Source organism: Catellatospora sp. NPDC049609 (genome assembly GCF_040675365.1).
Classification (GTDB): Bacteria; Actinomycetota; Actinomycetes; order Mycobacteriales; family Micromonosporaceae; genus Catellatospora.
This window is the reverse complement of the sequence record NZ_JBFAOU010000092.1, coordinates 17,289-31,004: the sequence shown is the minus strand read 5'-3', so window position 1 is coordinate 31,004 and position 13,716 is coordinate 17,289. Positions and strand designations below refer to the sequence as shown.

At 73.5% G+C, this 13,716-nt stretch carries 7 protein-coding genes; 3 read left to right on the top strand and 4 right to left on the bottom strand.

The window, feature by feature from the left end; all coding sequences use genetic code 11:
* Positions 1–312: 312 nt before the first annotated feature.
* The 3 genes from AB0J67_RS23850 to AB0J67_RS23840 all read right to left on the bottom strand — a co-directional run bounded on the left by AB0J67_RS23850 (position 313) and on the right by AB0J67_RS23840 (position 5,130).
* Complete coding sequence (locus tag AB0J67_RS23850; RefSeq protein ID WP_363485644.1) at positions 313–792, bottom strand: methylated-DNA--[protein]-cysteine S-methyltransferase; 480 nt, start codon at positions 790–792, stop codon at positions 313–315.
* 64 nt (positions 793–856) lie between these two features.
* Complete coding sequence (gene mfd, locus AB0J67_RS23845) at positions 857–4,423, bottom strand: transcription-repair coupling factor (protein ID WP_363485643.1); 3,567 nt, start codon at positions 4,421–4,423, stop codon at positions 857–859.
* A 236-nt stretch (positions 4,424–4,659) separates the two neighbouring features.
* On the bottom strand, positions 4,660–5,130 hold the full coding sequence (locus AB0J67_RS23840) for a hypothetical protein (protein ID WP_363485641.1): 471 nt from the start codon (positions 5,128–5,130) through the stop codon (positions 4,660–4,662).
* A 369-nt stretch (positions 5,131–5,499) separates the two neighbouring features.
* Here AB0J67_RS23840 and AB0J67_RS23835 point away from each other — a divergent pair, with 369 nt between their 5' ends.
* From AB0J67_RS23835 to cysC, 3 genes are all read left to right on the top strand, one after another.
* Positions 5,500–6,267 carry an SDR family oxidoreductase gene (locus tag AB0J67_RS23835; RefSeq protein ID WP_363485639.1) on the top strand — a complete coding sequence of 256 codons (768 nt, stop codon included), beginning with the start codon at positions 5,500–5,502 and terminating at the stop codon, positions 6,265–6,267.
* A gap of 203 nt (positions 6,268–6,470) precedes the next feature.
* Positions 6,471–9,281, top strand: coding sequence for a phosphoenolpyruvate carboxylase (ppc, locus tag AB0J67_RS23830; RefSeq protein ID WP_363485638.1), 2,811 nt, complete (start codon positions 6,471–6,473; stop codon positions 9,279–9,281).
* 201 nt (positions 9,282–9,482) lie between these two features.
* Entirely contained in the window at positions 9,483–11,003 is a 1,521-nt protein-coding gene (gene cysC, locus AB0J67_RS23825; protein WP_363485637.1) for an adenylyl-sulfate kinase, read from the top strand.
* Positions 11,004–11,059: 56 nt separating this feature from the next.
* Here cysC and AB0J67_RS23820 read toward each other — a convergent pair whose 3' ends face one another.
* Entirely contained in the window at positions 11,060–13,492 is a 2,433-nt protein-coding gene (locus AB0J67_RS23820; RefSeq protein WP_363485636.1) for a hypothetical protein, read from the bottom strand.
* Between the last annotated feature and the right edge of the window lie 224 nt (positions 13,493–13,716).

The window sequence follows — 13,716 nt, the reverse complement described above, 5'->3', positions numbered from 1 at the left end:
CCGACCGGCGGCGCGATCGCGGGCGCCGCGGGGGGGGCCGCCCCCCCCCCCCCCCCCCCGCCCCCCCCCGGGGCGCCCCCCCCCCCCCCCCCCCGGCCCCCCCCCCCTTCTCGCTGCACCACGACCGCACCGGCCCGGCGAACCGCCGGAAGTCCGACGCCCCCGCGCACCGGCGTCCGCGCCGTTGATCGTCCGACTTGCCTGGCACATGGGCGTATCTTGGCCGCGCATTCGCCCATGTGCCTGGCAAGTCGAGCGATCATGGCCCGGCTGCCCCGGGGTGGGCGGCGGGCGGGGCCGGGGCGGCGTGGGTCAGGCGAGCCAGTCGTGTTCCATGCGGACGCGGGCTTCGAGTTCGAGCAGGTGGCGTTTGGCGGGCAGGCCGCCGCCGAAGCCGACCAGCTTGCCGCCCGCGCCGACCACCCGGTGGCAGGGCACCACCACCGCGACCGGGTTGCGGTTGCAGGCCACGCCGACGGCACGGGCCGCGTCGGGCTCGCCCACCGCGCGGGCGACCTGGCCGTACGTGTGCGTCTCGCCGTACGGGATGCGGGACAGCTCGGCCCAGACGGCCCGCTCGAAGTCGCTGCCCCGGCGCACCGACACGGGCAGCGTGAAGTCGACGAGCTCGCCCGCGAAGTAGGCGCGCATCTGCTCGGCCACATCGTCGAGCAGCGGGTCGACGTCGAGCGTCACGTCGAGCGCGCCGAAGTGCACCGCACACAGCCCGATGTCGTCGACGGCGCAGCTCAGCGGCCCGATCGGCGTGTCCACGACGGTCCACCTCCTCATCACGCCGGCACCCCGCCCGAGCCGACGGCGGCACGGACCGGGCTGGGCCGCGTCGTCCGCGCGCTCATGAGCCGAGCACGTCCTTGAGCAGCTGGGCGCACCAGTCGAGCAGCGCCTGGTCGCGCAGCGGCTCGCCGCCGACCCGGCGGGTCATCGGCGTGGGCACGCTGACCTGCGAGTTCGCCGTCTTGTAGACCGCGTCGGGGTGGTAGCGCTTGAGCCGCAGCTGCTTGGAGTCGGGCAGCTCCAGCGGGCTGAACCGCACGTGCTTGCCCTGCAGCGAGATCTCGGTCAGGCCGTACTCCCGCGCGGTCATCCGCAGCTTGGCCACCGCGACGAGGTTGGCCACCGGCGCGGGCGGCTCGCCGTACCGGTCGGTCAGCTCGGCCACCACCTCCTGCAGCGCGGCCGCGTCCCGGGCGGAGGCGAGCTTGCGGTAGATCTCCAGGCGCAGCCGCTCGGAGTCGATGTAGTCGTGCGGCAGGTGCGCGTCGATCGGCAGGTCGATCTTGACCTCCAGCGCCTCCTCCTGCGCCGCGCCGCCGCCCTTGAACTGCTGCACCGCCTCGCCGACCATGCGTACGTAGAGGTCGAACCCGACGCCCTCGATGTGGCCGGACTGCTCGCCGCCGAGCAGGTTGCCCGCGCCCCGGATCTCCAGGTCCTTCATCGCGACGTACATGCCCGCGCCCAGCTCGGTGTGCTGGGCGATGGTGGCCAGCCGCTCGTGCGCGTGCTCGGTCAGCGGTTTGTCCGGCGGGTAGAGGAAGTAGGCGTACGCCCGCTCGCGCCCGCGGCCCACCCGGCCCCGGATCTGGTGCAGCTGCGCCAGGCCGAGCAGGTCGGCGCGCTCCAGGATGAGCGTGTTCGCGTTCGGGATGTCGATGCCGGACTCGATGATGGTGGTGGCGACCAGGACGTCGAACTCCTTCTCCCAGAAGCCGACCATCACCTTCTCCAGCGCCTCCTCGCCCATCTGGCCGTGCGCGGCGACCACGCGCGCCTCGGGCACCAGCTCGCGGATGCGCCGCACCGCCTTGTCGATGGTCTCGACCCGGTTGTGCAGGTAGAACACCTGGCCGTCGCGCAACAGCTCGCGGTGGATCGCGGCGGCCACCTGCTTGTCGTCGTACGCCCCGACGTAGGTCAGCACCGGGTGGCGCTCCTCCGGCGGGGTGGTGATCTGGGACATCTCCCGGATGCCGGTGATCGACATCTCCAGCGTGCGCGGGATCGGCGTCGCGGACATGGTCAGCATGTCCACGTTGGTGCGCATCTCCTTGAGGCGCTCCTTGTGCTCGACGCCGAAGCGCTGCTCCTCGTCGACGATGACCAGGCCGAGCCGGTTGAACCGGGTGCTCTTCTGGATCAGCCGGTGGGTGCCGATGATGATGTCGGCGCGGCCCTCGGCGGCCATGTTCAGCGTCTCCTCGGCCTCCTTCGGCGTGGCGAAGCGCGACAGCTGCCGCAGCACCACCGGGAACTGCGCCATCCGGTCGGAGAACGTGTTGTAGTGCTGCTGCGCCAGCAGCGTGGTGGGCACGAGCACGGCCACCTGCTTGCCGTCCTGCACCGCCTTGAACGCCGCGCGCACCGCGATCTCGGTCTTGCCATAGCCGACGTCGCCGCAGATCAGCCGGTCCATCGGGGCCGACTTCTCCATGTCGGCCTTGACCTCCTCGATGGCCGAGAGCTGGTCGGGCGTCTCCTGATACGGGAAGGCGTCCTCCAGCTCGCGCTGCCAGGGCGTGTCCGGGCCGAACGCGTGGCCCGGCGCGGCCTGGCGCGCGGCGTAGAGCTGGATGAGCTGCGCGGCGATCTCGCGCACCGCCTTGCGGGCCCGCGCCTTGGCCTTCTGCCAGTCCGCGCCGCCCATCTTGTGCAGGGTGGGCTGCTCACCGCCGACGTACCGGGAGAGCTGGTCGAGGGCGTCGGTGGGCACGAACAGTCGGTCGCCGGGCTGGTTGCGCTTGCTCGCGGCGTACTCGATGACCAGGTACTCCCGGTCCGCGCCGTTGACCTTGCGCTGCACCAGCTCGACGTACTTGCCGATGCCGTGCTGCTCGTGCACCACGAAGTCGCCCGCCCGCAGCTCCAGCGGGTCGATGGTGTTGCGCCGCCGCGACGGCATCCGGCCCAGCTCGCGGGTGCCCGCGCCGCGCCCGCCGGAGATCTCCGCCCCGGTGATCACGGCCAGCTTCGCCGCCTCGTCGACCAGGCCCTGCCGCAGCCGGCCGCAGCTCACCACGACCCGGTTCGGCTCGGGCAGCGCGCCGATCTCGTCGGCCAGCGTCGCGCCGACCCCCGCGTCGCGCAGCACCTCGACCGAGCGCTGCGCCGGGCCGTGGCCCTCGAAGACCAGCGCCACCCGCCAGCCCTCGGCCAGCCAGCCCTTCACGTCGGCGACCACCTTCGCGGTGTCGCCGTGGTACACCGGCGGCTGGGTCGCCGCCCAGGTCAGCACGGTGCCGGTGTCCGGCGCGACCTCGACGGCCGGCACGTCACGCCACGGCTCGTCGGCCGGCCGCTCGGTCTCCACCAGCCCGAACGGGGACACCGTCCACCAGGGCAGGTCCAGCGCGGCGGCGTGCTGCCGCACCTCCGCCAGTGTCTTGAAGGTCGCCGGCCCCAGGTCGATGGGCGCCTTGGCCCCCTGCACCTCGGCGGCCGCGGCCCAGCTCGCCTCGAGGAACTCCGCCGAGGTGCGGAACAGGTCGTGGGCGCGGGTGCGGATCCGCTCCGGGTCGGCCAGCAGCACCAGCGTGTCATCCGGTACGCAGTCCAGCAGCAGCTGCATCGAGTCGCGGCCGTGGTGCAGCGCGGGCGACAGCGACTCCATGCCCTCGACCGGGATGCCCTCGGCCAGCTTGGTCAGCATCTCCTCCAGCGCCGGGTGCTCGGCGGCCAGCTGCGCCGCCCGCTCCCGCACGTCCGGGGTGAGCAGCAGCTCGCGGCACGGCGGCGCCCACAGCCGGTCGGCCTTGTCGATGGTGCGCTGGTCGGCCACCGCGAAGGTGCGGATCTCCTCGACCTCGTCGCCCCAGAACTCGACCCGGGACGGGTGCTCGTCGGTCGGCGGGAAGATGTCGAGGATGCCGCCGCGCACCGCGAACTCGCCCCGCTTGGTCACCAGGTCGACCCGGGCGTACGCGAGATCGTGCAGCGTGTGCGTCAGCTCGTCGAGCGGCGCCGAGGTGCCCGGCCGCAGGTCGATCGGCTCCAGGTCACCGAGTCCCTTGAGCTGGGGCTGCAGCATGCTGCGCACCGGCGCGACGACGACCCGCAGCGGCCTGCCCTCCGGGTGGGCGAGCTGGCGCAGCACCGCCAGCCGGCGGCCGACCGTGTCCGAGCGCGGCGACAGCCGCTCGTGCGGCAGCGTCTCCCAGGCCGGGTACACCGCCACCGTGGCCGGGTCGAGGAACTCGCCGAGCGCCTCGGCGAGGTCCTCCGCCTCGCGGCTGGTCGCGGTCACCACCAGCACCGGCCGCCGCCGGGCCGCGCCCGCGACCAGGAACGGCCGCGCCGAGGCGGGCGCGGTCAGGTCCAGCTGGGGCTCGGTGCCGGCCAGCGCGACGGCACGGGCCAGTGCGGGATCGGTGAGAGCGGCTTCGAGGAGTCCGGTGAGGTTCACGGTAAGCGCCTTCCCGCCCGGTAGGCACGGGCCGCGGCGACCACGGCGAAAGCCCCGCAACCAGGCAGGTACGGGGTTCCTCGCAGAGCCTACTCCCCGCCCCCGACCGTCCGCCGCGACAAATCGCGGCAGCCGTCGCGGTGACGCGGCGCGCACCTTCGGGGAAACCGCAGCCTCGGTGTCCCCGATTCATGCAGTTTCCCCGAAACTTCGGGCAACTCCCCGACGCGGGGCGGTCAGGCGCAGTGCTTGTCGATCTTGGCGCCGGCGGCTTCGATCTGTGCGCCGTCCATCACGGTGTCGGCGTCGTCGATCGTCCTCATCTTCTTGACCTCGGCCTTCAGCGCCGTGGCGAAGGCCTGGATGTCCTGCTTGACCTGCGGGTCCTCGGCCTTGGCGGCCTCGGCGGCGATGCCGTCGGCCCACTTGGTGAAGACCTTCTTCATCGCCTCCACCGTGGCCTTGTCGATCTGCGCCTCGGTGGTCTTGCCCTTGACCGCGTCGGTGACCGCCTTGGTGGTCTCGGCCTCCAGGGTCTTGCCGGAGAGCACCTCCTCCAGCGCGCCACAGACCTGCTTGGTGTTGGCGGAGTAGTCGGGCCCGGCCGCCGAGGGGCTGGGCGCGGCGCCGGTGTCCGTGGTGGAGCCGCAGGCGGCGGTGACGAGCAGGGCGCCACCGAGCAGAACGGCCGCGAGAGCACGTCGCATGAGATGTTCCTCTTTCCAGGGGTACGGAGAAGCCGCCGGCCCGGCGGATCCGCAGGTGGCGGCCGGGGCGGGGCGGGTACGGCGAGAAGCCTGCGGCACGGCGCTGCCGGACGGCTGCGCCGCCGCTGCCCGGGTGCTGCCGAGCGCTGCCGATCCGCTGCCGTACCCCTCTGAGCTGCGCAGAGGGCAGCGGGGAAACCCCGGGCGGGGTCAGCCGCAGCCGCCACCACGTCTCATGCCCGGCAGGCCGCCGCAGACCAGGTGGACGTCCACGGCGTCCGCCCAGGTTTGGTAGACGGAATCTACGTAGATTCCATCTACATAACTGCTTGCCGGTGCCGAGAGTGCGCTTCTAAGGTTCCGTCCGTGATGACTGACGATCTTGCTTATCGGCCCGTCGCGCTGGTCACCGGCGTGGGGCGCAGCACGAACATCGGGGCGGCGGTGGCCCGGCGGCTGGTCGCCGACGGCTACCGCGTCATGCTCACCGGCCTGCCGTCGTACGACGCCGAGCAGGGCCTGACCGGCGGCGACCCGGCCACCCTGGCCGACGAGCTGGGCGCGCACTGGCACCCGGCCGACCTGACCGCGCCGGGCGGGCCGGAGGCGCTGGTCGCCGCGGCGGTCGAGCGGTTCGGCGGGCTGGACACCCTGGTCTCCTGCCACACCTACTCCACCCACACCCCGCTGGGCGCGCTGGACGCGGCCGAGATCGACCGGCACCTGACGGTCAACGTGCGCGCCAACATGCTGCTGATCCAGGCGTACGCCGCCGCGCACGACGACGCCCGGCCGGGCCGGATCGTGCTGTTCACCTCCGGGCAGCGGCTCGGCCCGATGACCGGCGAGCTGGCGTACGCCGCGAGCAAGGCGGCGATCGAGTACCTGACCCGCGACTTCTCGGTGCTGCTGGCGGCGCGGGGCGTCACCGTGAACGCGATCAACCCCGGCCCGAACGACACCGGCTGGGCCGACCCGGCCACCCACGAGTGGGTGCGCGAGCGCTTCCCCGCCAAGCGCTGGGGCACCCCCGACGACACGGCCAAGCTGGTCGGCTGGCTCTGCTCCCCCGACGCCGAGTGGATCACCGGCCAGATCGTCGACTCCGCCGGCGGCTGGAGCCGCGACAACGCCTGACCCACCATGATCGTTCGATTTGCCAGGCAGATGGGCGAAAGCGCGGCCAAGATTCGCCCACTTGCCTGGCAAGTCGGACGATCATGGGTGGAAATGATCGCGAAATATGGGATGGTCCGCGTCACAGGGGCGCATAGGGGGGCGGGGCAGTAGCATCCACCGCAGGACAGCGCCGTCCTTCGTACCCACGGAAGGAACGCGCGGTGAGTGAGCTTACCTATCACCCCGACGTCGACGGCGCCTCGGCCGACGCGGACGGCGCCGACGCGGCGCTGCGGGCCGACATCCGCCGCCTCGGCACCCTGCTCGGCCAGACGCTGGCCCGCCAGGAGGGCCGCGGCCTGCTCGACCTCGTCGAGGAGGTACGCGCGCTGGTCCGCAGCGACGCCGACACCGCCGCGGTGAAGCTCGGCGGCCTCGACGTCTCCACCGCGACGCTGCTGGCGCGGGCCTTCTCCACCTACTTCCACCTGGCCAACATCACCGAGCAGGTGCACCGGGCGCGCGAGCTGCGCCGCCGCCGCGCCCAGCACGGCGGCTGGCTGGACGGGGCGGCCAAGCTGATCGCCGAGCGCAACGTGCCGGCCAGCGAGATCGCCGCGGCGGCCCGGCGGCTGGCGATCCGGCCGGTGTTCACCGCGCACCCGACCGAGGCGGCGCGCCGCTCCATCCTGACCAAGCTGCGCGGCGTCGCCGACCAGCTCGACGGCGAGTTCGCCGCGTCGGCGCTGTACGGCGAGACGGCGCAGAACGACCGCCGCCTGTCCGAGCTGCTCGACCTGCTGTGGCAGACCGACGAGCTGCGGCTGGACCGGCCGGATCCGACCGACGAGGCCCGCAACGCCGTCTACTACCTGCGGGACCTCTACGACGACGCGGCGCCGCAGGTGCTCGACGACCTGGCCGAGACGCTGAAGCGGCTGGGCGTGGACACCGCGCCGACCACCCGCCCGCTCACCTTCGGCACCTGGATCGGCGGCGACCGCGACGGCAACCCGTACGTCACGCCGACCGTCACCCGCGACGTCCTGCTGCTGCAGCACGAGCACGGCATCCGGGCGGTCGAGGCGGCGCTGGAGCACGTGATCAACGAGGTGTCGGTGTCGCGCCGCCTGCGCGGGGTGTCGCTGGACCTGTCCGCCAGCCTCGCCAAGGACCTCGACGCGCTGCCCGAGGTGAGCGAGCGTTTCCGCCGCGTCAACGCCGAGGAGCCGTACCGGCTCAAGGCCCGCTGCATCCGCGCGAAGCTCGCCAACACCCGGGCCCGGCTGGCGCACGGCACCGAGCACGCGCCCGGTCGCGACTACCGGGGCACCCGCGACCTGATCGCCGACCTGGAGCTGATGCGCGCGTCGCTGGCCCGCAACGCCGGGCAGCTCACCGCCGTGGGCCGGCTCGCCTCGGTGATCCGGACGGTGAGCGCGTTCGGGCTGCACCTGGCGACGATGGACGTGCGCGAGCACGCCGACGCGCACCACGCGGTGCTGGCGCAGCTCTACACCCAGGTCGGCGAGGTGACCAACTACGCCTCGCTGAGCCGCCAGGAGCGGATCGCGCTGCTGGCCAAGGAGCTGACCGGGCGCCGCCCGCTGTCCAGCGTGGACAGCCCGCTGACCGACGCCGCCCGCAAGACGTTCGACGTGTTCGGCACCATCCGCGCCGCGCAGGAGCGCTTCGGCGAGGAGGTCGTCGAGTCGTACATCGTCTCGATGACCCGCGGGGTGGACGACGTGCTGGCCGCGGCGGTGCTGGCGCGGGAGGCCGGGCTGGTCGACCCGCACGCCCCGCGTGCCTCGATCGGCTTCGTGCCGCTGCTGGAGACCGTCGCCGAGCTGCAGGCCGGCGGCCAGATCCTCGACGAGCTGCTCAGCCTCGCGCCGTACCGGGCGCTGGTGCGGGCACGCGGCGACGTGCAGGAGGTGATGCTGGGCTACTCCGACTCCAACAAGGAGGCCGGCATCACCACCAGCCAGTGGGCCATCCACAAGGCGCAGCGCGCGCTGCGCGACATCGCCGCCAAGCACGGCGTGCGGCTGCGGCTGTTCCACGGCCGGGGCGGCACGGTCGGCCGCGGCGGCGGCCCCACCCACGAGGCGATCCTGGCCCAGCCGTACGGCACGCTCGACGGCGCGATCAAGGTCACCGAGCAGGGCGAGGTCATCTCCGACAAGTACACGCTGCCCGCGCTGGCCCGGGAGAACCTGGAGCTGACCGTGGCCGCGGTGCTGCAGGCGACGCTGCTGCACACCACCCCGCGCCAGCCGGAGGAGGCGCTCGCGGGCTGGGACCGCACCATGACCATCGTCTCCGACGCCGCCTTCGTGAAGTACCGCGAGCTGGTGGAGAACCCGCAGCTGCCGGAGTACTTCTGGGCGGCGACGCCGACCGAGCTGCTGGGCGCGCTGAACATCGGCTCCCGCCCGGCCAAGCGGCCCGACTCCGGCGCGGGCCTGGGCGGCCTGCGCGCCATCCCGTGGGTGTTCGGCTGGACCCAGTCCCGCCAGATCGTGCCGGGCTGGTTCGGCGTCGGCACCGGCCTGGCCGCCGCCCGCGAGGCGGGTCTCGGCGACCACCTGCGCGAGATGTTCGAGCGCTGGCACTTCTTCGGGACGTTCCTGTCCAACGTGGAGATGATGCTGGCCAAGACCGACCTCAACATCGCCCGCGGCTACGTGCAGTCGCTGGTCCCGGACCCGCTGCGGCCCATCTTCGGCACCATCGAGCAGGAGTACGCCCGCAGCGTCGCCGAGGTCCTCGCCATCACCGGGGAGGCGGAGCTGCTGGAGTCGCAGCCGGTGCTGCGGCGCACCCTCGGCGTGCGGGACAGCTACCTGGAGCCGCTGCACCACCTGCAGGTGGCCATGCTGCGGCAGTACCGCGACGCGGGCCTGCCCGGCCGGGCGATGTCCACCGCCCCCGGCGGCCGGCGCGCCCCCACCACCGATCCGACCCTGGAGCGGGCGCTGCTCACCACCGTGAACGGCATCGCCGCGGGGATGCGCAACACGGGCTGAGCCTCAGCCCTTCGGACACGCGGGTCGCGCTCAACGGCTCCACCGGGGAGCGCGACCTGCCCGAAATCGCGGCACGATCTCATCGACGGGGTGGATGCACTCGACCGCGGTGCGCGCTGCTGCCACACTTGTCACCTGTCGGTCATGAGCGAGAGCAGAGCGTCGCCATGTGGTGCCGGCGTCGGGGAGGCAGGAGCGGACGTGAGCGAGCGGAGCGAACGGGTGATCGGCGACGAGGCGCTGCGTGGGGCCCCCACGTGGACCCCGAACCCGACCGAGCTGTCCGACCTCGAATTGCTGCTGGCCGGGGCGTACGAGCCGCTCGGCGGCTTCCTCGGCCGGGAGGATCTGCGCTCGGTGGCCACCACCGCGCGGCTCGTCGACGGCCGGGCCTGGCCGCTGCCGGTGAAGCTCGAGGTGCCCGCGGGGATGCTGGACGGCATCGACGTGGGCGAGGCGCCCCCGCTGGTGCTGACCGATGCCGAGGGCGCGCCGATCGCGCGGCTCGACGTCTCCGAGGTGTGGCCCACCCGGGAGGGCTGGACCGGCGTCGCCGGCCCCGTCCACCGCTACGGCGACGGCGGGCGCGCCCCGTTCGCGCGGCTGCGCATGCCCACCGACGTGGTCCGCGGCCAGCTCACCGCGCAGCGGGTGCTCGGCTTCTTCGCCGACCGGCCGCTGCACCGGCCGCAGCTGGCCCAGCTCAACCACGCCGCCCGCCAGCTCGCCGCGCAGCTCGTGGTGCTGGTGCCGGTGGGCGTGCCGGGGCCGGACGGCCTGCCGTCCGAGGCGCTGGTGCGCTGCGTGCTGGCCGCGCGCGACCGGATGAACGAGCCCGTGATCGTCGCCGTGCCGCTGACCGACCGGGGCAACGAGGTGACCGACGCGCTGGTCCGGGCCCGGGTGGCCGCGGCGTACGGCGTGACGCACCTGCTGGGCACGCCCACCACGCTCACCGGCGCGGGCCCGCGCGTGCTGATCCCGCGCGAGCTGGTCTACGACAGCCGCGACGGGCAGTGGCGTGACCGCGACGAGGTGCCCGAGCGCTTCGAGCGGATCGCGCTCACCGACGAGGAGATCGCCGGGCTGCTCGACGACGGCCTGCCGCTGCCCGAGTGGCACACCCCGCCGGCCGTGGCGCGCGAGCTGGCCAAGGCCCGCCCGCCCCGCCGCCAGCGCGGCGTGGTGCTGTTCTTCACCGGCCTGAGCGGGTCGGGCAAGTCGACGGTGTCCCGGGGCGTGGCCGACGCGCTGCTGGAGACGGGCGAGCGCAGCCTGACCGTGCTCGACGGCGACGTGGTGCGCCGCGAGCTGTCCGCCGGGCTGGGCTTCAGCAAGGCCGACCGCGATCTCAACATCCGCCGCATCGGCTGGGTCGCCGCGGAGACGGCCCGCCACGGCGGCATGGCCATCTGCTGCCCCATCGCGCCGTACGCCAGCGCGCGGGCCACGGCACGGGCGATGGCCACGGCGGCGGGCGCCGACTTCGTGCTGGTGCACGTGGCGACGCCGCTGGAGGTGTGCGAGCAGCGCGACCGCAAGGGCCTCTACGCCCGCGCCCGCGCCGGGCAGATCACCGGGATGACCGGCATCGACGACCCGTACGAGGAGCCGACCGACGCCGAGCTGGTGCTCGACACCTCGGCAGGGTCCATCGACGACGCCGTCGACGCCGTCCTGATGTACCTGGGCGAAGAGGGCTGGATCAACCCCCGCAGCTGAGTTTCACGTGGTCGAAGCTCCGGCCCGGCTGCCTCGCAGCCGGGCCGGAGCCGTGTTCAGGAGCGTGCGCGGGCGGTGGTGCCGTAGCCGCCGGACTGGCCGGTCAGGATGTCGAAGGCCGGGTGCTTGCTGAACTCCTGGAACGAGCTCAGGCCCTCCCGCGTCATGTCGATCATCGAGCTGCGGCCCTCCTCGGCGCTCGGCGACTCGAAGTAGACCAGCGCCTTCAGCCGCGGGAACAGCTCCAGCTGCAGCCGGGCCGAGTCGAAGAACCGGGCCTGGTGCTGCGGGTTGCTGCGGGAGTGCCACACGCCCCACTCACCGAGCATCAGCGGCTTGTCCGGGAACGACTGCGCGGCCCAGTTGTAGAAGCCCGGCCAGTCCTTGCGGCTGCCCGACGTGCGGTTCATCATCTCCGCGAAGTCGCCGTAGCCGTAGCCCGGGTCGCTGTAGGCGTAGGTGTCCCAGGCGACCCAGTCCACCACGTCGTCACCGGGGTAGAGCTCCTCGAACCAGGACTTCACGTTCCACGGCACGAACGCCATGTAGCACATCACCGAGACCAGGTTGTCCACCCCGCGGGCGCGCAGCCCGGTCACGACGTACCGGAACGCGGCGGCGTAGTCCCTGGCCGTCATCCCGGAGCCCGGCCGCGCGATGACGTCGTTCTCCGGCTCGTGGTGCATCGTGAAGAAGAACTCGTCGGTCAGCGACGCCCGGATGTGCGCGGCGAGCCGGTCCAGGTAGGCGTCGGTGCGGCGATCCCCGGCGGCGATCTCCGCCCAGCTCGCGCCCTGCGGCTTCCAGTTGAGGAAGAGCACCCGGCGGTGGCCCGGGTCCCGCGTGATGGCCAGCTCCTCGGCGGTCGGGAAGAGCGAGGTGCCGCGGTGGTACGCGTGGTAGACGACCTGCTGGCGGTTGGTGCGCCGCTCGAACTCGTGCAGCGCCTCGATGCGGTTCTGCGAGGTGTGCGCGCCCGGCGCGACGCCCCACAGCGCCCCGCAGGTGGGCACCAGCGACTGCCCGATGACGCAGTCCACGGGAAGGTTCGGGTCCACCGACGGGGACGGGTCCACCGGCGGGGACGGGTCGACCGGCGGGCCGCTGGGTGTCGCACCGGGCGACGCGCTCGGGTCGGCCGTGGGCGAGCCGCTGGGCTCCGCGCCGGGCGGGGCACTGGGGCCGGTGCTCGGCGGCGCGGACGGGTCGCCGGGCACACCCGGGCCGGGCTCCCCCGGCTGCGGGCTCTCACCCGGCTGCGGGCTCTCACCGGGCTGCGGGCTCTCGCCAGGCTGCGGGCTCTCGCCAGGCTGCGGACCGGGCTCGGTGCCGGGGCCGGGGCCGGGCTCGCTCGGCTGCGGACCAGGGTCGGTGCCGGGGCCAGGGTCGCTCGGCTGAGGGCCGGGCTCGGTCGGCTGCGGACCGGGGTCGCCGGGGAAGGGGCTCGGGTCGACGACCGGAGGCTCGCCCGGCAGCGGGCTCGGCTCCGCGCCGGGCTCGCCCGGGAGCGGGCTCGGGTCGCCGGGCAGCGGGTCGGGCTCCGGGGACGGCGAAGGGCTCGGGCTGGGCCGCCCCGGAGGTGCGCTGCCGTCCGGCGCGGGCCCGGCCGGGTACGGGCTGGGCCGGCCCGGTGAGGTCGGGACCACCGGGTCGGCGCCCGGCTGTGCTCCGGCCGACGCGGACGCGGACGCGCTGGGCGGACGGTGGTGCCCGCCGGCCGGGTAGGGGCTCGGCCGCACCGGACCCGCCGACGCCGACGTGGCGGGCCACGGCTGCTCGCTCGGCCGGTACTCCGAGCCGGGCCACGGCGTCACCGTGGGCTGCGGGGTCGCGCCGGGCACGGCGGGGCCGGCCGGCGACGGCGAGGCCGTGGGCTGGTCGACCGGCGGGGGCAGGACCGGGCTGGGCGGCGCGTTCCACTCGAAGGTGATGGTGGGCGGGCCGGTGGTGCTGCCGTTCGCCTCGCCGGCCACGAACCGGGCCGACTCGGTGCTGAACGGCGCGGTGACGGCGAAGGCGTACCGCCCGGACCGCCGGATGACCCGGGTGACGTCGAAGGCGACCGCCCGGTCGAAGCGTCCGGGCGCGGCCCCGGCGACCACGTCGCCCAGCCGCGGCGCGGTGCCCGCGGTGATGGTGCCCTCGCGCCAGCGGGTGTCCGGCACCCGGCTCAGCTCGACCAGTCGCGGCAGCGTGCCGCTGTGGCGGCCGAGCCACAGCCACACCTTGTGCGGCTGGCGGCCGGTCGGCATGGTGACGTCGAACTTGAGGTAGCTGACCGCGGCGCCCCCGTCCTGGCCGCCCGCGGTGAGGTACACCTGGGTGCCCGCGGTGACGCCGGGGCTGGTGCTGAGCGTGTACGCGTCCTCCGACACCGGCACGCGCGCCGGCGGCGGCGTCAGGCGTCCGGCGAGCAACCCCAACAGCACCGCCGAAGCCAGCGTGGACATGGTTACGGTGACCGCGATGCCGATGCGGCTCCTGCCCATGGATCGCCCCTTCCCCCGAAGAGCGGGCACTCAGATTTCTGTCCTATTCTGCGTACCCTCAGGGGCATCATAACCGTTGTGTCTTGTTTGCGGAGTTTCAGACGTACATCGTGCTTCCTAGTTATTTGACCTTGACACTACCGATTACCTGCGGTAATGGCAGATCGCGTTGTATAGGCCGATATGCCTAGTTACGTCGTTACCGTCGCGGCGTTGACCTCACC